This window comes from Nocardia camponoti (assembly GCF_014646135.1).
GTDB classification, from domain to species: Bacteria; Actinomycetota; Actinomycetes; order Mycobacteriales; family Mycobacteriaceae; genus Nocardia; species Nocardia camponoti.
In genome coordinates, this window is the sequence record NZ_BMMW01000005.1 from 153383 (window position 1) to 177004 (window position 23622).

Genomic DNA, 23622 nt, shown 5'->3' on the forward strand with positions numbered 1-23622 from the left:
TCGCGTTAGTGGCGGTAGCGCGCATTGAGCCGAACGCTGCGATTCGCACTGACGGTGATCCGCACTGTCGGTCATCCGCGCTGACGGTGGCCCGCACCGACGGTGATGCGGCGGAACGACAACGAGGGGTGTCGTGCCGCCGCTCCGTGACCTCGTCCTTGCGACCGACTTCGGCGGCCGAACGACACCAGGTTGCGCGAGCTGCTCGCGACGAAAGTGCTTGCGCCCCAGCGCCCTTTGTCCCGGTAAGCTCGCGACCGTGAGTGACTGGCCTACGCGACGCTTCGCGCACGTTTCCCGCGTCGATACCGCTAGCAGTTCGGCGGTGGCGCGGTTGCCCGAATCCGGGGTCGATAACGCCATGCTCGCGCTGACCCGGTCGGCCAACGGCGGCAAGCTCTGGCTCGCTGTCGCGGCCGCGCTTTCCCTACGCCCTGGCCCGCCTCGGCGCGCGGCGTTGCGCGGCACGATCGCGCTCGCGGGGTCGAGTTTCGCGGTGAATCTCGTGTTGAAAACGCTGATCCCCCGCCGACGTCCTCCTGCCGAATTGATGCCGCTGCGCCGTCGACTCGTCGAGTACCCGTCGTCCTCTTCGTTCCCGTCCGGCCATGCCGCCAACGCCGCCGCGTTCGCGACCGCTGTCGCACTCGAAAGTCCGCGCACCGCACTGGCAGTCGCGCCGGTCGCGGCCGCTGTCGCCTATTCGCGCATTCACACCGGCGCGCACTGGCCGTCGGATGTGCTCGTCGGCGCTGCGGTCGGCACTGGCATCGCGCTCACCACCCGACGCTGGTGGCCGATCCGCGAATCCGACGAAGCCGACGCGCACCCCGTGCACGACGCCCCGATCCTACGCAACGGGAAAGGTCTTGCGCTGCTTGTGAATCCGCGATCGGGCGACGCCAACTACGACCCCACCCCCGACATCGCCGCCGCGCTCCCGGAAGCCCTGCTCGTCCCCACGCAGCCGGGCCGCGACGCGGGCGAACTCCTGCAAGAGGCGCTCCGCCCCGGCATCGTCGCCGTTGGCGCTGCCGGTGGCGACGGCACCGTCGCCGCAGCGGCCGCCGTAGCGGTGCGCAACAAACTGCCGCTCGTTGTTGTCCCTGCGGGCACGCTCAACCACTTCGCGCGTGACCTCGGCGTCTACGACCTGCGCGAGGTCGCCGACGCGACCGGCGCTGGCGAAGCCGTCCAAATCGACATCGCCGCAGTCGAATTCGAGACTGACGAAGGCACCCGCACCCATCACTTGATCAACACCGCGAGCATCGGCGCCTACCCCGACCTCGTCCGCCTGCGCGAACAGTGGGAGGAACGCTGGGGCAAGTGGCCCGCGTTCGCCGCCGCGCTCATCGTCACGCTGCGCCGCGCCGAACCCATCCGCGCGCGTCTGGACGACCGCTGGCACGACCTGTGGTTCCTGTTCATCGGCAACGGCCCGTACCACCCGCATGGCGCGGTCCCCGCGTTCCGTTCGCGCCTCGACGAGGGCCTGCTCGACGTGCGCTGGTTGCGCGCCGACGTCCGATTCTCGCGCACCCGAGCGGTTTTGGCGCTGTTGCTCGCGGCGATCGGCCACAGCCGCGTCTACGGAGAACGCCAAACCCACGAGCTGACCGTCGAGCTGGATGAACCCGAACAGGTGGCCGCCGACGGCGAAGTACTAGGCGCCGCAACGTCTTTCCGTTTCTTCATCGCGGGCCAAGTCCCAACCTACCGCCGCGACGAAGACAACCCGCGCTGGGCCAACCGCCCCCGCCCGCACCGCCGCCGCCCCCTCGAATGGCTCACCGGAACCCGCAAGGGTACCTAGCTGTAAAAAGGATGGCATCGGCTGCGAATAAGCAACGCCGACAAGCCTTTTCACACGAAAGCGGGACGTGTCCATTCGCACGTCCCGCTTTCGTTAGGTCCGAAACTTACCGCTGGTCGTTCGGGCGACCCGGATCACCCGGCGTGCCCCAACCCTGGTCGGGGTATCCACCGGAACCCGGCTGGCCGTACCCCTGCTGGCCCGGCTGACCCCAACCCTGCTGCTCGGGCGGGTATCCGGGCTGGCCGTAACCCTGCTGACCCGGTTGGCCCGGCTGGCCGTAGCCCGGCTGCCCCGGCTGGATGTAGGGCTGCTGCGGGTAGCCCGGCTCCTGCCCGTACTGCTGCTGCGGGTATCCGGGTTCCTGGCCGTATCCGCCGGGTCCGTAACCCTGGGCCGGATAGCCCTCGCCGGTTGCCGGCGAAACGACCCCGCCGACGGTCACGCGGTAGGCGTAAGTCGACGCGATGATGGTGAGCGGAATGGTAAGCAGCCAGCCGAGGAAGCACGGGATCGCGCCAATGATGTTGATACCAACGAGCGCGAGCGCGAGCAGCAACAGCGGCGTCGCGTTGCCCGCGATAGCCGAGACACTCGACTTAATCGCCGTGATCGCGTCTTGGTCCTTGTCGACGACGAATTCCATCGTCCACCAGGTCAGGAACACAACAATGATGCCGGGAATGATCAGCAGGAAGAAGCCAATCGTGCTCGCGATACCGATGATCAACCCGGCGACGATCACCGCGACCACATTGCTGATCTTGAAGAAGTCGCCAATCGCCGGCTTGTGGCCGTCCAGTTCATGGAGGGCACCTCGAACGAACGCGGCCGAGATCAGATAACCGACGATCGCACTGACGAAGTTGCCGATGATGCCCCAGGCGCTGACATTGAATTCAATACCGTCGGAGGCGTCAAAGGTCGAACCCGCGCTGAAAATGGCACCGATCACGAGCTGAATCAACACGGCGATCACCACCGCGAGAATCCACACCCCCGCATTAGCCTTGTACTTCTCCCACGCATATCCTAGGGCATCCCCAACCCCGATGTGCGGCTTTTGTTGATAAGTCATCCGAACCCCTCATCCTCTGTCGCGGCCTCGGGGGCCGTAGATCATGGATCGTGAGCACTCGTCTGCCAAATCATGGCATAACTCACCTAGTTAGCGGCGGCGTCCCGATGCGGCAATTTCCAGCCTGGCCGGGGGAAGTGGCAGGTGTAGCCGTCGGGGTAGCGCACCAAATAGTCCTGATGTTCCGGCTCGGCATCCCAAAACGTGCCCGCCGGGGTGACCTCGGTGACGACCTTGCCTGGCCACAGCCCCGACGCGTCAACATCAGCGATGGTGTCTTCGGCGATTTTGCGCTGTTCATCGTCGAGGTAGAAGATCGCTGACCGGTAGCTAGAACCGATGTCGTTGCCCTGTCGATCGACCGTTGTCGGGTCATGAATCTGGAACAAGAACTCAAGCAGGTTCCGATAATCGGTCTTGGCGGGGTCGTATTCGATCTCAACCGCCTCAGCATGACCGGGGTGATTGCGGTAGGTCGGACGCTCGTTCTCGCCCCCGGTGTAGCCAACTCGCGTCGACACCACCCCGGGCTGTCGCCGAATCAGATCCTGCATTCCCCAGAAGCATCCACCGGCCAGAATCGCTTTCTTGGTGTCACTCACAGTTCCTCCTCGACAAGACCTGGAAATCTTTGGCAAGACACGCCCAAGCCAGCTTGCCCCAGCGCGTGATTCCACGCTACCGGGTCGCAGTAAGGTTGCCGCGCCAGCGTTATTTCCGCCCAGGTAAAAGGAGAATTCGGCGCGATGCCAAGGTATGTCGTTTCACGGTACTTCGTCATCAGCACAGCCCTTCTCGCCCTGACTTCCGGTGCGATCGGGAGCGCCCAAGCCCGCCCGGTTGGCGATGATTCCGTTGCCCGAATCACGTGCGGCTGGTCGAGTCAACCGCGCCAAGGCGAAGCACAGGTCCGCTACGCGAGTCCCACGGCCGCCGCCCAAATCGACGCGTTCGTTGTCGACGCCGCAACACGCAAACCGGTCGTCGGCAAAAAGGTCACGCTCAGTGGCGTCGACACCTGCGGCGACGTGATCGATCGCCAACTGATCACCGGCCCGGCTGGTCAAGTGAGCTTCCGCGCGCTGCAACCCGGCAGCTACCACGTCAAGACCCCGTCGAGCACCATCGCGCAGGAGGTCGCCGCCGCCGATATCGAACTCACCGAACCGTCGGTCACCACCCTGCGGCTCACCGTCGCGACGTAATCGCCGCAATTGCGCGCGCGGTGCGGCGAATTCGATCACCCAGGCTGGCCCCGGCCCGCGAACCCGGCCGACTCGCGCGACGGGCCGCCTGTAATAACCTGACCCAATGACCGCTGTCGCAGATCGTTCCCTCGGCCCGGAACTGGCTCGTACCGAAACCATCAACCCCGACACCGACGTGCTCGTGATCGGGTTGACCTCTTCGGAAAACGGTCCGGCGATTGTGCCAACCGACCTCTTCGGCGATGTCATCACCGAAGGCGTTCGCGCGCAGTTGCTTGATCAGCTGTCCGCGCTCGGCGCGAAAGGCAAGCCCGAAGAGCTCACCCGCGTCCCCGCGCCGGAAGCCCTCGCTAACGTCACGAGCGTGCTCGCGGTCGGCCTCGGCGCGGCCGACAAGATCGACGCCGAGCAGGTGCGCCGCAGCGCTGGTGTTGCCGCACGCGCGTTGACCGGTACCGAGTTGGTCGCGACCACCCTGTCGGGCATCGACCTCGCCGCCGCCGCCGAAGGCTTCTACCTCGGCGCGTACAGCTTCACCGCGTTCAAGTCGGCCAAGAGCGCGCCGAAGGCCGACGAACAGCCGGTGCTTCGCGTCGAATTCCTTGTTCCTACAGCCGAATTCGGCGTCACCGAACTCCTGCGCGCCCAGCTCACCGCTGAAGCCGTCGCTACCGCACGCGATTTCGTGAACACCCCACCGAGCGCGCTGTACCCGGCCGAGTTCGCCGACCGCGCCCGTCTACTCGCCGAAGCCGCTGGCCTCGAAGTGGAAGTCCTTGACGAAAACGCTTTGGCCGCAGGCGGTTACGGCGGCATCATCGGCGTCGGCCAGGGTTCGTCGCGCCCGCCGCGCCTGGTTCGCATCACCTACTCGGGCGGTCCGAAGAAGGTCGCGCTCGTTGGCAAGGGCATCACCTTCGACACCGGCGGCATCTCGATCAAGCCCGCCGCTGGCATGGAAAACATGACCTCCGACATGGCCGGTGCCGCCGCTGTCATCGCGACCACGCTGCTCGCCGCGCGCCTGGGCCTTCCCGTCACCGTGACGGCAACGGTCCCGATGGCCGAGAACATGCCGTCGGCCACCGCGCAGCGTCCCGGCGACGTCCTCACCCAGTACGGCGGTACCACGGTCGAGGTGCTCAACACCGATGCCGAGGGTCGCCTGATCCTGGCCGACGCCATCGTTCGCGCCGCCGAAGACGACCCCGACTACCTCATCGACGTCGCCACCCTCACCGGCGCGCAGATGGTCGCGCTTGGGACACGCACGCCCGGCGTGATGGGCACCGACGACTTCCGCGACCGCGTCGCCGCGATCTCGCGTCAGGTCGGCGAGAACGGCTGGGCAATGCCGTTGCCGACCGAGTTGCGTGCCGATCTCAACTCGCGCGTCGCCGATTTGGCGAACGTCGCGCAGCACCGCTGGGGCGGCATGCTCTCGGCGGCGCTGTTCTTGAAGGAGTTCGTGCCCGAGGGTGTGCAGTGGGCGCATTTGGATGTGGCGGGTCCGGCGTTTAACACCGGCGGCCCGTTCGGCTACATCGGCAAGGGTGGAACCGGTGTTCCGGTTCGTACGTTGATCAGCGTGATCGAGGAAATCGGCGCGGAATAAGGCCTCACCGCCTTATTTTTCGCATTGTCAGCCTTGTCCCGAATGCCGCCCCGCACTACACGGATCGTGTGCGAGTGCAAGGATGGTCGACGGAACAAGAACCAACAATTCCTGGGTGCCCCGCCGAGGCCGGTGGGGCGGTGCGCGCCGCGACCCGCGACGCGTATCGGCCCGGGAGAACAGTCGAGGAGTCAGAGAACATGGCCTTCTCCGTCCAGATGCCGGCTCTTGGTGAGAGCGTCACTGAGGGCACGGTCACCAGGTGGCTGAAGCAGGAAGGAGACACGGTCGAAATAGACGAACCCCTGCTCGAAGTCTCCACCGATAAGGTCGACACCGAAATCCCGTCGCCGACCGCAGGTGTCCTGTCGAAGATCGTGGCCCAGGAAGACGACACCGTCGAGGTTGGCGGTGAACTTGGCGTCATCAGCGAGCCCGGTGAAGCTGCTTCCACCTCCGCCGCGCCTGCCGCCGCACCCGCACCTGCTCCCGCGCCAGCTCCGGCTCCCGCGCCCGCCGCGCAGGCCCCGGCTCCCGCGCCCGCCGCGCAGGCCCCGGCTCCCGCGCCTGCCGCCCCCGCTGCCCCTGCCGCGTCCGCTGCTTCGGGCACCGCGGTCACGATGCCCGAGCTTGGCGAGTCTGTCACCGAAGGCACGGTCACCCGGTGGCTCAAGAACGTTGGCGATTCGATCGCCGTCGACGAGCCGCTGCTTGAGGTGTCAACCGACAAGGTCGACACCGAGATCCCGTCGCCCGTCGCTGGCACGCTGCTTGAGATTTCGGCGCAGGAGGACGACGTCGTCCCGGTCGGTGGTCAGCTCGGCGTGATCGGTAGCGGTGCCCCCGCCGCCGCGCCCGCCCCGGCACCGGCACCCGCCCCGGCTCCCGCTCCCGCGCCTGCCCCGGCACCCGCGCCTAAGCCCGCAGCCGCCGCGCCCGCCCCGGCACCGGCACCCGCTCCGGCTCCCGCGCCCGCCCCGGCCCCCGCGCCGAAGCCCGCTGCCGCCGCGTCCCCGGCTCCCGCCCCGCGCGCGACCTCGACTAACGGCAGCAGCAGCGGCCCGTACGTCACCCCGCTTGTCCGGAAGTTGGCCGACGAGAACAACGTCGACCTGTCCACCCTCACCGGTTCCGGTGTCGGCGGCCGTATCCGCAAGCAGGACGTGCTCGCCGCCGCTGAGGCGAAGAAGGCCCCGGCCCAGGCACCCGCCGCCGCGCCCGCAGCAGCTCCGGCTGCCAAGGCACCGACCGCTGCCCCGAAGCTGGCCGCCCTCGTCGGGACAACCCAGAAGGCAAGCCGGATCCGTCAGATCACCGCGATCAAGACGCGTGAGTCGCTGCAAACCACCGCGCAGCTCACCCAGGTCCACGAGGCCGACGTCACCAAGATCGCGCACCTGCGTGCCGAGGCTAAGGCGGCGTTCAAGGAGCGTGAGGGCGTCAACCTCACGTACCTGCCGTTCTTCGCGAAGGCGGCGATCGAGGCGCTTGGCGTGCACCCCAACGTCAACGCGACCTACAACGAGGAATCCAAGGAGATCGTCTACCACTCGACGGTCAACCTCGGCATCGCCGTCGACACCGAGCAGGGTCTGCTTTCGCCGGTCATCCACAACGCGAATGACCTGTCGCTCGCTGGTCTTGCCCGCGCGATCGCCGACATCGCCCACCGCGCCCGCACCGGCGGCCTCAAGCCCGACGAGCTGTCGGGTGGCACGTTCACCGTCACCAACATCGGCAGCGAAGGCGGGTTGTTCGACACCCCGATCCTCGTTCCGCCGCAGGCGGCGATGCTGGCTACCGGCGCGATCGTGAAGCGTCCTGTCGTTGTGTACGACGACGTGAGTGGCGAGTCGATCGGCATCCGTTCGATGGTCTACCTCCCGCTCACCTACGATCACCGCCTCATCGACGGTGCCGACGCGGGCCGCTTCCTCACCACGGTGCGTAAGCGTCTCGAAGAGGCGGCGTTCGAGGCTGATCTGGGGCTGTAGCACCAATGTTGGTTGTGGTCGCCGGTTCGTCGGGCCTTATCGGGACAGCGCTCGTCGCGGCTTTGCGCCGTGAAGGGCATCAGGTGTCTCGACTGGTCCGACGCCCGTCGGCCGCCCCCGACGAGTTCACGTGGGATCCCGCGCGCGCCCAGCTCGATCAGCGGGCGTTGCGCGGGGCCGACGCGATCGTCAACCTGTGTGGCGCGGGCATTGGCGCGCGTCGCTGGACCGGCACGTACAAGCAAGAACTGCGCGACAGCCGCATCACCCCAACCGATGTGCTGTCGGCAGCGGCGGCATCAGCCGGGGTCGAAACGCTCGTGAACGCGAGCGGCGCGCACTTCTACGGCGGCGCGACCGGCGACGCCGTCATCGACGAAAGCGCTTCTGGCGGTTCAGGTTTCCTCGCTGAGCTGTGTCGCGATTGGGAAGCGGCAACGACTCCTGCCAGCGCGGCGGGGGTGCGCACGATTCTGCTCCGCAGCGCGGTTGTCCTCGCCCGCAACGGCGGCATGCTCGGCCAACTGCACCCGCTGTTTTGGCTCGGCCTCGGCGGTCGACTAGGTAGCGGTCGCCAGTACATGCCGTGGATTTCCCTCGACGACGCCGTCGCCGCGATCGTCTTCGCCCTCACCACGCCCGACGTGTCGGGCCCGGTCAACGTGGTCGGCCCCGCGCCGGTCACCAACGCCGAATTCACCCGCGCGCTCGGGCACGCCATGCATCGCCCCACCCCGTTCATCGTCCCCGGTTTCGCCTTGCGCGCCCTGGTTGGCGAGTTCGCTGACGAGGCCATTCTCGGTGGTCCGCGCGCTATTCCCGCCGTCTTGGAAGACGCGGGCTTCACCTTCGCTCATCCCACGATCGGTGCCGCGCTCGCGGCGGCGGTCGGCTGATTGGACTTTTAGTGCTCATCCGCGACGCCAACACGGCTGACCTGCCCGCGATCTTGGCGATTCACAACACCAATATCGCGTCATCGACGGCCATTTGGGACACCGAGGAAGTCGACCTCGCCGAACGCGAAGCCTGGTTCGCCAGCCGCACCGCCGACGGTATGCCCGTGCTCGCCGCTGAGATCGACGGCGAGCTGGCCGGGTACGCAAGCTACGGCCAGTGGCGACCGAAATCGGGTTACCGCTACAGCGTGGAAAACTCCGTGTACGTCGACGAACGTTTCCACCGCCGTGGGGTCGCGACCGCGTTGCTGACCGAATTGATCTCGCGCGCAACAACTTCCGGCCGCGTCCACGCGATGATCGCCGCGATCGAAACCGGCAACAGCGCATCGATCGTGCTGCACGAGCGGTTCGGTTTCAAGACCGTTGGGCAGATGCCTGAGGTGGGTCGCAAGTTCGATCGGTGGATGGATTTGACGCTGCTTCAGCTCACCTTCCCGACGCCGAACGCCGGGGCGTAACGTCGAGGCCGTGACCGAGCAACGACCTGCTACCACCTCGGCCCGTTTGGCATCGACCCCGATCGTGGTCGAACATCTCGGGCTCATCGACTACCACGCCGCGTGGGACCGTCAGCGCGCCATCGCCGACGAACGCGCGGCAGGCGAGGGCTTCGACCGCCTGCTGCTGCTTGAACACCCGTCGGTGTACACCGCTGGCCGCCGCACCGAGGCCGCCGACCTGCCCGTCGACGGCAGCCCGGTGATCGAAGTTGATCGCGGCGGCAAGATCACCTGGCACGGCCCCGGCCAGCTGGTTGGCTACCCGATCATTCGCCTCGCCGAGCCCGTCGACGTCGTGAAATACGTTCGCCGCCTTGAAGAAGCGCTCATTCACGTCGTGAGCGGTTTTGGGATCGAATGTGGTCGCGTCGACGGTCGATCGGGCGTCTGGCTGCCCGCGACCGACACCGCACCCGAACGCAAAATCGCCGCCATCGGCGTGCGCGTGCAGCGCGGCGTCGCCCTGCATGGCATCTCGCTGAACTGCAACGCCGACCTCGACGGCTTCGGCGCGATCGTCCCGTGCGGCATCCGCGACGCTGGCGTCACCACGCTCACCCGCGAACTGGGTCGCGAGGTCACCGTCGTCGAGGTCGAGCCGCTTGTTGAAGCCGCGATCGTCGCCGTGTTGGACGGGGAAATTCCCGTTCAGCCGCATGATATTGATCGCACCACCAGCGGTGAACTGGTTGGTGCCCCGAGCGTAAAGTCGGTTCAGTGAGTTCTGTAGACGCCTCCGCCCCATCCGGTCGCAAGCTGTTGCGCATCGAGGCGCGCAACTCCGAGACCCCCATCGAACGCAAGCCCAAATGGATTCGCACCCGCGCGACGATGGGCCCCGAATACACCGAACTCAAGGGTTTGGTGAAGCGCGAGGGCCTGCACACCGTGTGTGAAGAAGCGGGCTGTCCCAACATCTTTGAGTGCTGGGAAGATCGCGAGGCCACGTTCCTCATCGGTGGCGAACAGTGCACGCGCCGTTGCGATTTCTGCCAGATCGACACTGGCAAGCCCGCCGCGCTCGACCGCGACGAACCGCGTCGCGTTGCCGAAAGCGTGCAGGCGATGGGCCTTCGCTACTCGACCATCACCGGCGTCGCCCGCGACGACCTCCCCGACGGTGGCGCGTGGCTGTACGCCGAAACCGTCCGCGAGATCAAGCGCGTGAACCCGAGCACCGGTGTCGAGTTGCTCATCCCCGACTTCAACGCCGACCCCGCGCAGCTCGCCGAGGTGTTTTCGTCGCGTCCCGAGGTGCTCGCGCACAACCTGGAGACCGTGCCGCGCGTGTTCAAGCGCATCCGTCCGGCGTTCCGGTACGAGCGGTCGCTTGCCGTCATCACCGCCGCGCGCGAAGCTGGCTTGGTCACCAAGTCGAACCTGATCTTGGGCATGGGCGAGACCCCAGAAGAGGTCACCGCCGCATTGGCCGACCTGCATGAGGCTGGCTGCGACATCATCACCATCACCCAGTACCTTCGCCCGTCGCCGTTGCACCACCCGGTCGACCGGTGGGTGAAGCCCGAAGAGTTCGTCGAACATTCCCGTGTCGCAACGGAATTGGGCTTCGCTGGCGTCATGGCTGGTCCGCTGGTTCGGTCGTCGTACCGTGCGGGGCGGTTGTATGCCCAAGCGATGGCGCATCACGGTCGCCCGATTTCCGAAGCGATGGCGCATCTCGCCGACGAGGGCACCGCGTCGCAGGAAGCAAGCTCGGTGCTCGCCCGCTACGGGAGCTAACGGGCAGGTCGCTACGATAAGGGTCCCCTAAGGCACCTGGAAGGACCCATGTCGAAGTTCGAGAACGTCTCCGTCGTCAAGAAGGCCAACGTCTATTTCGATGGCAAGTGCGTCAGCCACAACATCGAATTGGCTGATGGCACGTCGAAGTCGGTCGGCGTGATCCTGCCCGCCACCCTCACGTTCAACACGGGTGCGCCCGAGATCATGGAACTCATCGAGGGCGTCGCGAACGTGACCTTGGCGGGCGAGACCGCGCCGACGACTTACCGTGGCGGCGAGTCGTTCAACGTGCCCGGCGACAGCTCGTTCGAGATTGAGGTTGTTGAGCCGGTGCATTACGTGTGCCACTTCGGCTGATCGTTGCCGCGCGGCTGGCGGTGGTTCTGGGGCGCGACCCCGAACCCCGCTGGCCGCGTCCTGCGGGCAGCGTGCGTGAGCCCATGCCGTGGACGTGCCGTGACGAACTCCCCGGCGGCGTGAAGCGGCGCTTACGTCAGAAACTCTTGTGCGGAACGCCAACCGTGAGCCCACCGTCGATCACGAATTCCGCGCCGGTGGAATAGGACGCCTCATCGGAGGCAAGAAACGCGACGAGCGCGGACACCTCATCGGCTTGCGCGGCCCGCTTCATCGGAATTTGCAGGAAGTCAGCCGGAATCCCCGCGGTCATGGGCGTTTCGATGAGCCCCGGATGCACCGAGTTAACCCGAATCCCCTTGGGCGCCAACTCAAGTGCCGCCGACTTCGTGAGCCCCCGCACCGCGAATTTGGTGGCGGTGTACCCGTGCAACCCCGGACTCCCCCTGAGCCCTTCGACGGACGACACGTTAATAATCGACCCGCCGCCGGTCATGGCGGGCACCGCCGCTTGCATCCCAAGAAACGTCCCAGTGAGATTGATGTCGATAATCCGCTGCCATTCGGCAAGCGCGAAGTCGACAAGCAGATTCCCATTAACAATCCCGGCATTATTGACGAGCACATGCACGCCCCCGAATTCGGTTACGGCAGTGTCGATGACGCGCCGCCAATCATCGGGTTCTCTCACATCAAGATGCTGAAACCGAGCAGCGCCCCCCAACTCCGCAGCGAGCACTTCCCCTTCGCCTTCAAGCACGTCCCCAATAACGACAGCCCCGCCTTCAGCGACGACCCTGCGAGCATGCGAGGCCCCCATCCCTCGTGCCCCACCGGAGATAACAACAACTTTCCCAGCTAACCGCAACGTCATGCGGGGAGATTAGGCACTCGGCCACCCACCAACGCCGCCCTTTCCCAGTCAGCGGTTACCGACCCCCATCCGGAAGCACGCGCAACCCAGCACCGCCGACCTATCTCGGTCATCGTGCCCCACCGCGCCCAAACACGCCCCACCTGCCCAGCCCGGGGCGCGACAGCGCTCGCACTAGCGCGCAGCCACGGCCTGCCCAACTCAGTTGGGCGCACGCCATCCCGCTGCCCGGCTACCGACCGGAGTCACCTTGGCAACGAACTCAGCCCCCAGTTCGCCGCTCACGATCCACCAGCGACGCAGATCAACGCCGTTGTCGCCCAACCGATTTCGGCACGGTCGTCGGCCGCTCTGCATATAACGCCGCCCACCACGAGCCAACCTCGACAGCCGCACTCAACTAGCTGGTTGACGGCTCACGATTCGCATCAGCTCACGCAAATTACGTTGTCGCCCAACCTGATACGTCGCAGCGCTCGGCCCATCGGCGCGCACCACCGCGCACCCCCCACGCGAAACCCAACCCCCATCGCGTACCGTCCCAGACAGCGCGCACCCCAGCCGCAAAAGTACCCAGTACCATCGGTATCGTGTACCGTCGCCCACGACGCGGCGCACTCGCGCGATGCGACAACGCAAGGAGCTGTCAATGCCTGACGCGATGGACCACCTCACCGCGACGCTCGGCTCCCCACCGCCGCCCGAATTCGCGACGCTCACCGCCGAAGAGCTCACCCTCCTTGAGTCCTACCTGCGCACCGCACTCGACAGCCGCAAGGAAGCCCTTGCCGGTGCCGTCGACTCCGGCATGCGCATGGTCCCCCGCCTCGCCCGCCCGGCCGTGAAGCGGGTGCTCGGACTGTGACCACTCCGCACCGCAACGCCGCCGAACTCGCGCGACTCGCAAATGTCTTGCAGCGCACCAACTCCAACGACCTAGCCTTCCTCGCCGACCTCCCGCCCGCCGCCTTGCGCGCCTTCCGCGAGCAGATCACCGACCGCATCGCCGCCGCCGACGCCCGCCGCATGCACCGCGTCGCCGCCGCATCGAAGCTGGTCCCGGCCCCGATCGCCGCGAAAATCACCGAGGCGGCATTCGGCCCGGTACTCGCCGCCGCGATCGCGGGCACGGTTGAACCGGCGCGCGCCGTCGCGATTGCCAGCGCTCTTTCGCCGAAGTTCCTCGCCGACGGCACCGTGACCCTCGACCCGCGCCGCGCCGTCGCCCTCATCGCCGAGGTTCCGCTGCCGATGGCGATCGCGGTCGCGCGCGAATTGATCAGTCGCCGTGACTATTTGACGATGGGCCGCCTAGCGGGCGCGCTGCGCGACGAGGTCCTGATCGCGGTGATGCCGCTGGCCGCCGACATCGACCTCCTCCACATCGGCTACTACCTCGAAGACACCGACGCCGCCGACCGTCTCCTGACCGTCGTCGCCTCCCGTATCCCCGGCTTAGTCCGCGCGACGAACGCGGAAAACCAATGGGCAGAAGCGATTTCCCTACTCGACATGCTCGGACCAATCCAACGCTCCCACCTGGCCGACGTCGTCGCCGAACAAGACGGCGACCTCCTAGACGGCCTTCTCGATGCCGTGAACACCCTGGACGCGTGGCCAACCCTGCTCCCGGTTGCGGCGGGCATGCGCACGGAAAGCCTGCGCCGCCTGGCTGAGCGCCCGCTGATGCAAGAGGAACAGGTCCTCACGAAGATCGCCGATCTAGCTCTCACCCAGAACCTGTGGCTAGACCTGCTACCGTTGGCCGAACACCTAACGCCACAACAACTTGCGACGGTTGCGACTCGCATCGCCCAAGAACCGGACGACGTCCTGACCGACCTGGTAGAACAGGCCCACGCCAACAACCATTGGCAGACCCTCCTCCCGGTGGCCTTAGCGTTGACCGACGAACACCGAGCCCGCTTCGCCACCCTCCCGGTGATGCACCGCAAAGACACGCTGACAGCGGCATTACAAAGCTCCGCGACGAATTCCCTTTGGCCCCAAGCACTCCCGCTGGTTACCCTGCTGCCCACTCACACCCACGACACCTTGGCAGCAGGCGTAGCGGCCCTGTCCGACACCGAATTCCGGGAAGCAATCGCCGCGACTCCGAAGGCGAACGCGACAGTGACCTTGGTCCAGGTAGTCCTACGCCAAGACCCGACCGCCCGCACGCGCTCCCTGGCACTCCTAGAAGATGCCCCGGAAGCAGAGGCATTGGTAGCAAGCTTCGCCCCAACCGACCCGAACCTGTGGTCCGAGGTCACCGCCCTCGACCTCCCCCCGCGCCTACGCACCCTGTTGACCGCCCAGGCAGCCCGCTGCGCACCCCCACAGGCCCGCCGGCAGCTAAATCCGCGCCGCCCGGGCGTGTCGCCCCCGCACCCATTGGCATTTTCGTGCACGTTCGCACCGAAACCCCCGAAAACCCGCCTGACCCCCGCGAACCCGCACGAATATGCCACCCAACACGCCCGAATCCCCAGCCCCATTCGACAACCGCCCCCAGGACTAACCCTCACCCCACAGCTTCCGATGCGTCAGCGGGCTAATAGGAGGCCCAATCCCGAATCACCTACTTGGAAGCGTCCGCGGTCGGGCCCGTACGCCGAGGCTGGTACGTCCCAACCGGCGCCCCACCCTCTAAAATTCGCCCGGTTTGTCCCCGGCGGACAACCTACAATGGCGTTCGAGTTCGAGTCACAGTCTTTGTGGCGCAATAGATTCGATGACAAAGGCGGGGAACATGTCAACGGTCGATAGTCGCATCGCGCTCGCAGCGGGTTGGCTCCAAAACAACATGGTTCAGGTCGACGCCGACCATGCAGGCTGGGGTTGGTCGCCGGACGTCGCTCCCAATCCCCAGGACACCGCCGAGGCCGTGTGCGCTCTTGCTGCCGCCCGCTCCTACGCACCCGCTTACACTCCCGTGCCGCTTTCGCCCGACGTGTACAACGTTCCGCAGCCTGACGCGGTGAGCGCTCTGGTTCGCGCCAACTCTGTCGTGCATGCGGCCCAGGGCGAGTGGACGTTCCAATCGCCGGTCGATGCCGCTTGGCGACTACGCGCGTTGATCGCGATGAGCAACACCGGAGTCTTGCCCGACGTGAGTGCCTACCGAAACTCACTGCTGACCAGTCAGGATCAGCATTCCGGCGGTTGGGCGATGTCGGAGGGCTCCGCATGGGTCTCGGTCAGTGCGACAACGGCAGCCATCAGTGCGCTCCTTGAGCTACCGCCGTCGGATGTCCAAGCCGCACTGGCGATTCAGCGCGGATGCGACTTCCTGACCCAGGCGCTGATGGACGATGACCCCCGTGCCACCACGAACGCCGCCAGCGCGAAAATCGCCTGCCTCCTCGGAACCGGGCGCCTCGCCGATAGCGGCAACGCCCATCTCGCGAAAGCGCATGCAAACGCGGTGGACCGAGTTCTGCACTATCTGGAGACCGCGCCAGGCACCCTTGAGGAAGAGCCGATTCGGCGAGGAAACGTCACGCAGACCTGGTACCACGCCACGCTCCCGATATCAATCATGGCGTTGGCTACGTCAAAGAAGCGCTTGACCTTTCATCCCACCTTCCGCCGTGGCTTTACCGAACTTCTTGATTACCAACAAATGTTGCCGTCCCATCGCGACTATGGCGGGTTCAAGACCTCGCGCGGCGGCCTCATCACTTCCTATGCGACGGCGCAATCAATCGAGGCGCTCAGCTGCGTTGCGTCGGATGTGCGTGTTCGCGTCAATCCTGGGCAGGTATTCGACATCCTGTGTGATTCCGAAAGTCGGCATCACACGGATCCGCAGAACATCTCGTTGGGCAACCTGCCCCCGATCCGCATCAACAGCAACGCTGGCGCTGGCTTTTTCGGCCTCGGCCTCGCTGCTGGCGTCACCATCATCACTCTGGCGTTGCTCTTCCGAGAGGACAAAGACAAGCCATCGAGTGCGGACGTCCTCAGCGTGCCGACCAGCGGTGCGCTCATCTACTGGGGAACCGCGCTGATCGCGATAGGCGGCTACTGCTGGGCAGCGGCGCGCTTCCACCAATTCCCTCGCGCCAAGGTGATTTCGCTCGTCGTCGCTTTGCTAACAGCGGGCGTCCTGCCGTTTTTCGCCTTCCTGCTGAATTAACCGGTCAGCAGGAGAAGTTGGCTCGCCCACCAGCTTCAAATGACACATGCACATGGTCGTAATGATTGGCCGTCGGACTCCCCCGGTCCTCCATAAACGACCAGCCAGCACCGTCGTTGTACCGCTGCTTCCAAATCACATAGGTCACGCCGAAGCGTTCCTTGTTGGCGAGGACGAAGTCGGCGACCACGTCGCCCAGTGACGAGTCGGGCATCATGAGGTCGAGCGCGAGCCCGGCCGCGTGGTCGCCGTCCCCGCGACCTTCAGCGGCCCCAATGTCGGCGATCCCGAACGCGTTTTGCAGCAGATGCCCCACCTGGGCAACCCGTGGTTGCGCACCGTGCAGCGTTGTCGAACACAGCGCTTTCGCCTTATTCAGCGACGACGCTTCTTCCGGGTCAATCGGCTGCGAAACGGGCCGCACATAGGCCGCGGGCACTCGGTCTTTGTCGACAACCGCACGCGGCTCAACCGTGTGTTCAACAGCGACGGGCGGCCGCAACGACATCCACAACATCGCGGGCACGGTGGCCGCGACGCTGCACACGGCAAGCGGAGTCCGCGTCCGCCACGAGGCCGACACTTTGCGATGGGCAGGCACTACAGCGATCACCAGCTAGGTCGAGAACAGGTGCTTGGGGATATTACGCGAAGGTGGGGCGTAGGGCTACGACATGTGCGCCAACCCGACGACTCGCTTCAACGCCGTGTCCGCCTTCGCGGTCAAATTGCTTGCGCCGAAAGCGACAAGAACCGCCTTGAACAGGGAATACTCGTCGTCCCAGCCGATTCGGGCTGCCACGCCCACCATTACTTCGGCGAGTTCCCGTGGCGGCACTTGGTCGATCGCGCGCGGTTTGAGTGTCCGCACCCGGGTGACGGGTTGAGCGGACAAGCGGTAGGTGACGGACTCGTCGCCCAACCCGAGCGGGTCGTCGAGCAGGATTCGTCCGCTCCCGACCGCCGCGCGCAACGCTCGGGTGATGGTCCTGCGCACGTTGTCGCGTTCTCGCGAACCCGCCGCGCTCACGTACACAGCGCGCAACCGCGCCTCGCTTACCGGCCCTTCGACCTCGACGATCCGACACAGATCTTCGACGATGGTCGCGTGCGCGGCGGTGGTTGGGCTTTCCAGCGTTTCCGTGAAGGCCACGTAGGCGTCGAGCGCACTGGGCTTAGCGGGCTTCACCCACCGCGCGTCGTCGTCGGCGAGAACGCCTTCATCGGCGACATCACTCTCAGGCTCCGCGGCGACCGGAACCGGATCATCGACCGCCGGGCGCTCCCACTCGAATCCCGCGAGCACCGACAGGTCGACATCGTCGGCCGTAGCCCCATCGAATTCCCCGGGCGCACAATCAGATTCGACCGCGTCCGGCGCGACCGCGTCCAAGGAAACGACGTCCGGCGAGCCCGCGTCCAGGGCGCTCTCCTCAACCGGATCACCCCCGATCGGGTAAATCCCCTGAGCGATTAACGCTTCTTCAAGCGCCCCAAGGCAACCCGCCGGATCGAGGACGAACTCCACTTCGCGCATTCGATGAATGGGCCACTGGCACCGTTCAAGGTCACGCTGAGCATCGAGTTCACGCCGATACGCATCGGCGTCTCGCCACGAGTCGGCATCGCACTGTACGGCAAGCTGACCGCCCCGCCCGGTGACGACAATGTCGAGGTCACACGACGTTTCCGTGTGATGCGCCTGCACGCGATAGCCCCGGTCGACCAGCGCGTTGTACACCCGCTGCTCGAAGAGCGATTCGAACGGTGCGGCGAGCACATCGTCGCTGACCCGCTCGCTCGGTTCGTCGGCGTCGCCGGTGTTGGCTTCAACGGCCGTGAAGTAGTCAAGCAGCTTGAAGCGCAGATCTTCGGAACTGGTGAGGTCAGAGGTGCTGACCGAATGAAACAGCCACACTTGGTCTTTCGCACGCGAAACAGCGACGTTGTAGCGCTGCTCAATCTCGGTCTTGGTCTGAGCTGGGCTGCGCCCGCTGTCGCGGGGCCCAAGCACAAGCGATAGGAAGATCACGTCGCGCTCGGCGCCCTGGAAATCAGCCGCCGACCCGCAGTGCACCTGCCGCGCTTCGAGCTCTTCGGTCGGGATAACCGTGACCAGCTTTTGCCAGATCGCCTTCGCCTGTTCGTCACCGAGCAGCGAGATCACGCCAAATGTTTTGCCGTCATATGCCGGGTCGGCCAGGCATTCGTTGATCTGCGCGACGATGCGATCGGCTTCGATCTCATTGACTTTGGGACGCGATTCGACCCCGTCGGCGACATGCACCGTCCGCACGGGCGGCAGCCGGTCACTGCCGAAGCGACGAACCGGAACAAGCGGAACCCCTTGCGGCTCATAGCAAAGCTTGTTCGAGAACCCAATGATCTCGGGGACGCAGCGTCGGTGTTCGACCAGTGTGATGCGGCTGGGAAACCGCATCGCGGCTTCATCGAACAAGCTGCGCGTGGCAGCCGTCCAGTTCGCGACATACCCGACGCCATCGAGATGTTTGCCCAAGCTGTTGAGGTCGTCCTGTTTCATGCCGACCGCCGACGGCGAAACCTGTTTGTCGTCACCGATCACCACAACGCGCGGCGCGAGGTACTGCAAAAACACCGCGCCAACGCCAGCCTGCGACGCCTCATCCACGACGATCACGTCGAACATCTCGGGCTTGATTTCGAATTGTTCGACAACGCGGTAGATCGGCATGACCCAAACCGGCACGGCGGGTCGACAATCCGCGAGCGTCTTACGCAGGTCGGCCTTCTTGCGTTCAGCGAATTTGCCGGTGCCCTTACCAATATCCTTTGATTGCTGTGAATAGCTCTGCAGATCGGCGCGCGCCTGGCTCGTCAACCGGGCGACCGCCGAATTCCATGCGCGCGTTACCGCGAGAATGCCTGCCTGCTCACGTAATTGACGTTCGATGTGATCAAGTTCGCGACAGATCTCGTTTACTGCCCCCGCGCGTTGATCCGTCAGCCACGTGCCGACCGCCCGCCACTGCCACGCATCGTCGAAGGAGTCGAGTCGCTCAGCCCAGCTAATGTCGTCTGGATTCGCGCGCACCGCGGCCGCGAGTTCGGGAACCGTCGACGCGGTCGCATCGAGGCTGGCCCGCCGCGCATACAACGCACGCAGTCGATGCAACTCGACCAGCCGCTCATACGCCTCGCGGTAGGCAGCGATGTCGCGAGCTGCGGCGGCCTGCGCGAGGTCACGCAGGTTGTGCGTCGCTCGCGTGTCTTGGGTCCAGGTGCGCAATCGATTGGTCAGCGCGACCAGTTCGCGGGTGGCTTCGGTCCACGATTCCTCGGCGGCGACCGCGTCAAACGCGTCGAGGAACGTGCGTACATCGGCGGGATCACTCCACTGCGGCGGCGCGAAGCCGTCAGCCCGCATCCGCGCGCTGACGTCGGCGAGCTGCCTACCGTAATCGAGGACGCGACCGAGCAACTCCCGCGCGGCACGATGTGCGCCCACCCGATCACGCAGTGCCCAATCACCCTGTGCGACAACATGCGTCGGCCAAGCAGCATCGAGTTGCCGTGCGATCCGGTGCCCGTCGGAGTGCGCGAGGAAGATCGTCAGGTGCTCGACCTGCGTAGGCACGCGCCCGTTGACCCGAACCTGTTCGAACAGCGGCTGCGCCTCTTTGACCGCGCGCGGGGTCAGCATTCCGGTCTTGGGCGTGCCGTCGGCTTTGACCTTGAGTGGCCCGTTCGCGGTGATGTGCGCACGCAGGTGCTCAGCCAGTCCCAGCAGCGGTGCGAGATCCGACCCGGTCACCGTCACTTCGGCGGTGCCGACCGTCGTGAGAATGCCGTCGACCTCGGTCAACAGTGCGTCGACCGTTTGCGCCGTCGTCGCCAGGGTGTGAGCTTGTCCGGTGCGAACCGCTTCAGCCGCGTTCCGCGCCCACACCTCATGTCGTCCGGCAAGTTCGCGCGCGGTCGCGTCGAGGGAACGAACGTCGGCGACGACTCGCTGTCGGATCTGCGGCGCGGTCGCACTGATGTGGGCGAATGCCGCGGTGTCGCGAAAGGCTTCGTAACGCCGAAGTTGTTCCGCCGCACGGTGTTCCGCATCGACCCAATGCGCGAACTCGTCTACCAAAGGCAAGTCACCTGAACCAACGAGTTCGGGCGCGGCCGCCTCCGGGTCGGTGAGCGACGAATCTCGAAGCAACTCAAGCCATTCGCGCAGTTGCGCGGAGTTGGTGGGCGCGAGCTGATCGGCGATAGGCGCGAGCAACGCCGTCGCCCAATCGAATTGATCACGCCGCGCGCACCATTGCGTGGCAATCGACGCGAGCGAACCCCGATAGTCGCCGCGTTCGAACACGGTGACATCCCTTTCGCGCAAGCGAAGCAATTCGCTGTAGCGCTCGCGTCGCGCCCTGCGCAGCGCCTCAATACGGGCGTTGGCCGCTTCCTCGGTCGCCCTTGCCCGGTTGGGGTCGTGTTCACCGGCTTCGTGGTTGAGTCGGCGCACCGACAACTGCAGTTGCTCGCGTTCAGCCTGCGAGTCGCCAATGACCGTCACACACAACGGCTTGATTTCCTCGGGCAACCGCTCGCGCACCTCCTGCAGCGCCCGATCGGTATGCGCGGTCACCAGTACCCGCTTGCCTTGGGCGAGCAAATGCGCGATCAGCGCGGCGGCAGTATGCGTTTTGCCCGTTCCAGGTGGGCCTTGAACGAGCGTGTGGGCGTTGTTGTCGACGTGGTCGAGAATTTGCAACTGCCGTGAATTGAGCGGCAGTGGCAGGAATTTGTCGGCCCCGTCGACCACAATCGCGCCGTCGGATTCACGTTCTAACGACGCGGTCTGGTGACTGGTATCGACTAGATTGATCATCCCGTCTGGCATGTCGCCCGCAGCACGCAGATTCGTCGCGACGGTGCGCAGCGCGTTCACCATTCCCCGCTGCGAGCGCTTGCGCAGAATGACCGCGGGCGCGTACCGCGCGAGCGGATGGTCGGCTTTAGTACCGGGCTCAAGTTCGTCGCGGTACTCGGCGTCGGAATTGATGCAGTTAATGAATCCCCGCACCAGATTGGCGACATCTTCGCGTTCGAAGGGGTCGGTACTGTCGGTGCGCGCCTCATTTTCAGCTCGACGAAGATCAGCGGGTGCCGCGATGCGACGTGGCTCGACGAAATCCTCCAATTCGGCGGAGAATCCGGTGAAGTTTTCGTCCAACGCGACCGAAAGCGCACCGAATCCGGTGTCGAATCGCAGTGAAACCGGCACGGTGAGCACGTGCCTGCGGACGCTGCCGCTGTACCGGTCGTGCCAACTGAGCAGCCCGATTCCGAAGACCACCTCGAAGGTTTCGCGTGCTGCTTCGTAGTTGGTGTACACCTCGTAAAGCTGCTGGTAGAGCGCGACCGCGGCAATTTTCGGACGCGCGACCACACCCCACTCCTGCCACCGAGTGAGCCATTCTTTGAACGCGACTTCGATTTCCGGATGGTCGGCAAGCTGCAGCGTCTCGCCGTTGTCACCAATTCGTTCGGCACGCAGTCGCGGCTGCGCGTTGGGGTCAGCGAGGTTGGCGAACTCCAGCCAATCATCAACGTCGCCGGACGGCATTGGCGCACGGGGCACTTGCGTTTTCTGCACAACCAGAAACGGCGTACCCGGTTCGGCCGCCTCATACGCGACTGATGCGTCATCGGGCAGGTTCGCCATCCAGAGCACCGCGCCGTCACGCTCATATTGCGCGAGGTCACTCACCGTCCGTACGCGAAGTTGCTGCGCTTGGGCGAGAAAGTCGAACAGCCGACCACCAAGCTCGGCCAATTCGGGTCCGGTGTGGGTTGTGGTCACCGCGATCCTCCCGTGGAAATGCCATTAATTTGGGTCGCGAGGTCGATGACCCGCTTGTCCTGTGTGCCAAAACGGACCGACATTTGTTGATGTAGGCGCTTGAGGCGATTCAGCGCCGCTTTCGCATTACCAAGGCGCAGTTGGCAAATCGCGAGTCGCTGGTGGCAGTACATCGCTTGTTCGTCATAGGGCCCATTGGCGGCCGACAACTCATCGCCGACCGTTCGATATAAGTCGGCCGCCGATTCGAAATGGCCAGCGTCGAAGTTTCGGTCCGCTAATTGCAGCCGTTCCACAACCGTGTCGCCCACCCCTGACCGCACGACCGGAGCAGCGTAGGCGATGTCTATCGGCGACGCGATCAACGTTGCCGCGCTGCGATATCCCGGCACCGACACCGACGCTTGGGCGTACATCCGTGCTGGACTTTGTGGTTCGCGCACGTCGCGCAGGTCGTCGAGCGCGCTTACGTGCCGCAGCAAGGTGCGATGGACCGTGTCGGCATCGGCGGGCCGACGACGCGCGTCTTTGGCGAGCATGTCCGCGAGCAGCGCGCCAACATCGCGCGGCACGTCGGGCCGAATCGTATTGATCTGTGGGGGAACAACTTCGGTTTGCGCTTTCCACAGCAGGTACGGGGTGCTTCCCGTCATCACCGGCGCGCCACCAAGCAATTCGTAGAGAACGAGGCCGAGCGAGTACAAATCGGTCTGTGCGACAACGGGTTCCGCGTTGACCTGCTCGGGAGCCATGTAGGCGGGAGTGCCGAGCGTTTTGCCCGTCGAGGTAATCCGCGTCGCGTCTTTATCGAGTAAAACGGCAAGGCCGAAGTCGAGCACCTTGACAGTTCCGTCCGGGCACATCATCACGTTCGACGGTTTGAGGTCGCGGTGATAAACCGACTGCCGGTGCGCGGCGGCGAGCACGGCGGCGATCTGCGCGCCAATCGAAGCGACAACGCCGACGGGCAGTTGGCTCGGGTATTCGGCGAGCCGGTCGAGCGTGACGCCCTGAATGAGTTCCATGACGAGGTAGGGCCGTTCTGGCGTCCCCGGCTCAATGCCAGCGTCGTGAATCGTGGGCAGCCCAGGGTGAATCAGTCGCGCCATCAGCCGGGCTTCGCGCAGGAATCGCCGGGTCCACTCCGGGTCGGGATCGAGGTCTGCTCTGGTGAGTTTCACCGCGACTGGCCGGTCGAGATTACGGTCGTAACCAGCGAAGACCTGACCCATTCCGCCTGCGCCGATCTGCTCGGTCAGCTCATACCGACCGCCGACGGTGTGCGGTTGCCGCGCCAAGTTCGCCCCTTCAATCCCGAGTTCGGATCATCAAAATACCGGATGGAATCGACGACGCGCGCGGTCAGTGGGGCGAACGGATTACCCACTCGCTCAAGCGAGTAAACACCCAGCATTTCTAGCGTTTGACGTAGTTTTCACTTGGCTCTACTGTTTTTCGCGGTGCTGGACAGGCCAGTTGCCCGATAACCAACCAG

General features: G+C 65.2%; 18 protein-coding genes. 12 read left to right on the forward strand and 6 right to left on the reverse strand.

The annotated features are described in order from the left end of the window. Positions 1–259 precede the first annotated feature (259 nt). Entirely contained in the window at positions 260–1816 is a 1557-nt protein-coding gene (locus IEX78_RS21770; RefSeq protein ID WP_229684213.1) for a bifunctional phosphatase PAP2/diacylglycerol kinase family protein, read from the forward strand. Between the two features lie 106 nt (positions 1817–1922). Here the strand turns inward: IEX78_RS21770 and IEX78_RS21775 are convergent, their stop codons facing one another. Both IEX78_RS21775 and msrA read right to left on the reverse strand, forming a co-directional pair. Then, complete coding sequence (locus tag IEX78_RS21775; RefSeq protein ID WP_229684214.1) at positions 1923–2894, reverse strand: DUF2189 domain-containing protein; 972 nt, start codon at positions 2892–2894, stop codon at positions 1923–1925. A gap of 86 nt (positions 2895–2980) precedes the next feature. Beyond that, the gene (msrA, locus tag IEX78_RS21780) at positions 2981–3496 is read right to left on the reverse strand and encodes a peptide-methionine (S)-S-oxide reductase MsrA (protein ID WP_188830896.1); all 516 of its coding nucleotides are present in this window, start codon (positions 3494–3496) and stop codon (positions 2981–2983) included. A gap of 144 nt (positions 3497–3640) precedes the next feature. On the opposite strand from msrA, the gene IEX78_RS21785 reads away from it, so the two are divergent. The 8 genes from IEX78_RS21785 to ppnP all read left to right on the forward strand — a co-directional run bounded on the left by IEX78_RS21785 (position 3641) and on the right by ppnP (position 11273). Continuing rightward, positions 3641–4099, forward strand: a complete 459-nt coding sequence (locus IEX78_RS21785; protein WP_188830897.1) for a hypothetical protein — start codon at positions 3641–3643, stop codon at positions 4097–4099. A 106-nt stretch (positions 4100–4205) separates the two neighbouring features. Next, on the forward strand, positions 4206–5717 hold the full coding sequence (locus IEX78_RS21790; RefSeq protein WP_188830898.1) for a leucyl aminopeptidase: 1512 nt from the start codon (positions 4206–4208) through the stop codon (positions 5715–5717). Between the two features lie 200 nt (positions 5718–5917). After that, positions 5918–7711 carry a 2-oxoglutarate dehydrogenase, E2 component, dihydrolipoamide succinyltransferase gene (sucB, locus tag IEX78_RS21795; RefSeq protein WP_188830899.1) on the forward strand — a complete coding sequence of 598 codons (1794 nt, stop codon included), beginning with the start codon at positions 5918–5920 and terminating at the stop codon, positions 7709–7711. Positions 7712–7716: 5 nt separating this feature from the next. Continuing rightward, positions 7717–8607: a TIGR01777 family oxidoreductase gene (locus tag IEX78_RS21800; protein ID WP_188830900.1), complete on the forward strand. Its 891-nt coding sequence runs from the start codon at positions 7717–7719 to the stop codon at positions 8605–8607. Positions 8608–8618: 11 nt separating this feature from the next. After that, entirely contained in the window at positions 8619–9131 is a 513-nt protein-coding gene (locus IEX78_RS21805) for a GNAT family N-acetyltransferase (protein ID WP_188830901.1), read from the forward strand. A gap of 10 nt (positions 9132–9141) precedes the next feature. Then, on the forward strand, positions 9142–9894 hold the full coding sequence (lipB, locus tag IEX78_RS21810) for a lipoyl(octanoyl) transferase LipB (RefSeq protein ID WP_188830902.1): 753 nt from the start codon (positions 9142–9144) through the stop codon (positions 9892–9894). Beyond that, positions 9891–10913: a lipoyl synthase gene (gene lipA, locus IEX78_RS21815; protein WP_188830903.1), complete on the forward strand. Its 1023-nt coding sequence runs from the start codon at positions 9891–9893 to the stop codon at positions 10911–10913. The genes lipB and lipA overlap by 4 nt, the downstream gene beginning before the upstream one ends. Positions 10914–10961: 48 nt before the next feature. After that, entirely contained in the window at positions 10962–11273 is a 312-nt protein-coding gene (ppnP, locus tag IEX78_RS21820; RefSeq protein WP_188830904.1) for a pyrimidine/purine nucleoside phosphorylase, read from the forward strand. Between the two features lie 136 nt (positions 11274–11409). Here the strand turns inward: ppnP and IEX78_RS21825 are convergent, their stop codons facing one another. Further along, on the reverse strand, positions 11410–12147 hold the full coding sequence (locus tag IEX78_RS21825; protein ID WP_188830905.1) for a glucose 1-dehydrogenase: 738 nt from the start codon (positions 12145–12147) through the stop codon (positions 11410–11412). A gap of 649 nt (positions 12148–12796) precedes the next feature. On the opposite strand from IEX78_RS21825, the gene IEX78_RS21830 reads away from it, so the two are divergent. The 3 genes from IEX78_RS21830 to IEX78_RS21840 are packed head-to-tail and all read left to right on the forward strand — an operon-like array spanning position 12797 to position 16288. Continuing rightward, positions 12797–13012 (forward strand): hypothetical protein, encoded by a 216-nt coding sequence (locus IEX78_RS21830; RefSeq protein ID WP_188830906.1) that lies wholly within the window; start codon positions 12797–12799, stop codon positions 13010–13012. After that, on the forward strand, positions 13009–14916 hold the full coding sequence (locus tag IEX78_RS21835) for a hypothetical protein (protein WP_188830907.1): 1908 nt from the start codon (positions 13009–13011) through the stop codon (positions 14914–14916). The genes IEX78_RS21830 and IEX78_RS21835 overlap by 4 nt, the downstream gene beginning before the upstream one ends. Next, positions 14900–16288 (forward strand): hypothetical protein, encoded by a 1389-nt coding sequence (locus tag IEX78_RS21840; protein WP_188830908.1) that lies wholly within the window; start codon positions 14900–14902, stop codon positions 16286–16288. Before IEX78_RS21835 ends, IEX78_RS21840 begins: the two co-directional genes overlap by 17 nt. Before the next feature lie 4 nt (positions 16289–16292). On the opposite strand, the gene IEX78_RS21845 is transcribed toward IEX78_RS21840, so the two are convergent. From IEX78_RS21845 to IEX78_RS21855, 3 genes are all read right to left on the reverse strand, one after another. Further along, entirely contained in the window at positions 16293–16805 is a 513-nt protein-coding gene (locus IEX78_RS21845) for a VldE C-terminal domain-containing protein (RefSeq protein WP_229684216.1), read from the reverse strand. A gap of 150 nt (positions 16806–16955) precedes the next feature. Then, a complete protein-coding gene (locus IEX78_RS21850; RefSeq protein ID WP_188830909.1) occupies positions 16956–22127 on the reverse strand; it encodes an AAA domain-containing protein in 5172 nt (1723 codons plus the stop codon). Beyond that, positions 22124–23425, reverse strand: a complete 1302-nt coding sequence (locus IEX78_RS21855) for a serine/threonine-protein kinase (RefSeq protein WP_229684218.1) — start codon at positions 23423–23425, stop codon at positions 22124–22126. The genes IEX78_RS21850 and IEX78_RS21855 overlap by 4 nt, the downstream gene beginning before the upstream one ends. Between the last annotated feature and the right edge of the window lie 197 nt (positions 23426–23622).

What these genes read in the sequence shown, in the direction of transcription:
- IEX78_RS21775 (WP_229684214.1), bottom strand. Translation starts at nt 2,894, where the DNA reads ATGACTTATCAACAAAAGCCGCACATCGGGGTTGGGGATGCCCTAGGA.
- IEX78_RS21785 (WP_188830897.1), top strand. Translation starts at nt 3,641, where the DNA reads ATGCCAAGGTATGTCGTTTCACGGTACTTCGTCATCAGCACAGCCCTT.
- IEX78_RS21790 (WP_188830898.1), top strand. Translation starts at nt 4,206, where the DNA reads ATGACCGCTGTCGCAGATCGTTCCCTCGGCCCGGAACTGGCTCGTACC.
- sucB (WP_188830899.1), top strand. Translation starts at nt 5,918, where the DNA reads ATGGCCTTCTCCGTCCAGATGCCGGCTCTTGGTGAGAGCGTCACTGAG.
- IEX78_RS21800 (WP_188830900.1), top strand. Translation starts at nt 7,717, where the DNA reads ATGTTGGTTGTGGTCGCCGGTTCGTCGGGCCTTATCGGGACAGCGCTC.
- ppnP (WP_188830904.1), top strand. Translation starts at nt 10,962, where the DNA reads ATGTCGAAGTTCGAGAACGTCTCCGTCGTCAAGAAGGCCAACGTCTAT.
- IEX78_RS21825 (WP_188830905.1), bottom strand. Translation starts at nt 12,147, where the DNA reads ATGACGTTGCGGTTAGCTGGGAAAGTTGTTGTTATCTCCGGTGGGGCA.
- IEX78_RS21830 (WP_188830906.1), top strand. Translation starts at nt 12,797, where the DNA reads ATGCCTGACGCGATGGACCACCTCACCGCGACGCTCGGCTCCCCACCG.
- IEX78_RS21840 (WP_188830908.1), top strand. Translation starts at nt 14,900, where the DNA reads ATGTCAACGGTCGATAGTCGCATCGCGCTCGCAGCGGGTTGGCTCCAA.
- IEX78_RS21845 (WP_229684216.1), bottom strand. Translation starts at nt 16,805, where the DNA reads ATGTTGTGGATGTCGTTGCGGCCGCCCGTCGCTGTTGAACACACGGTT.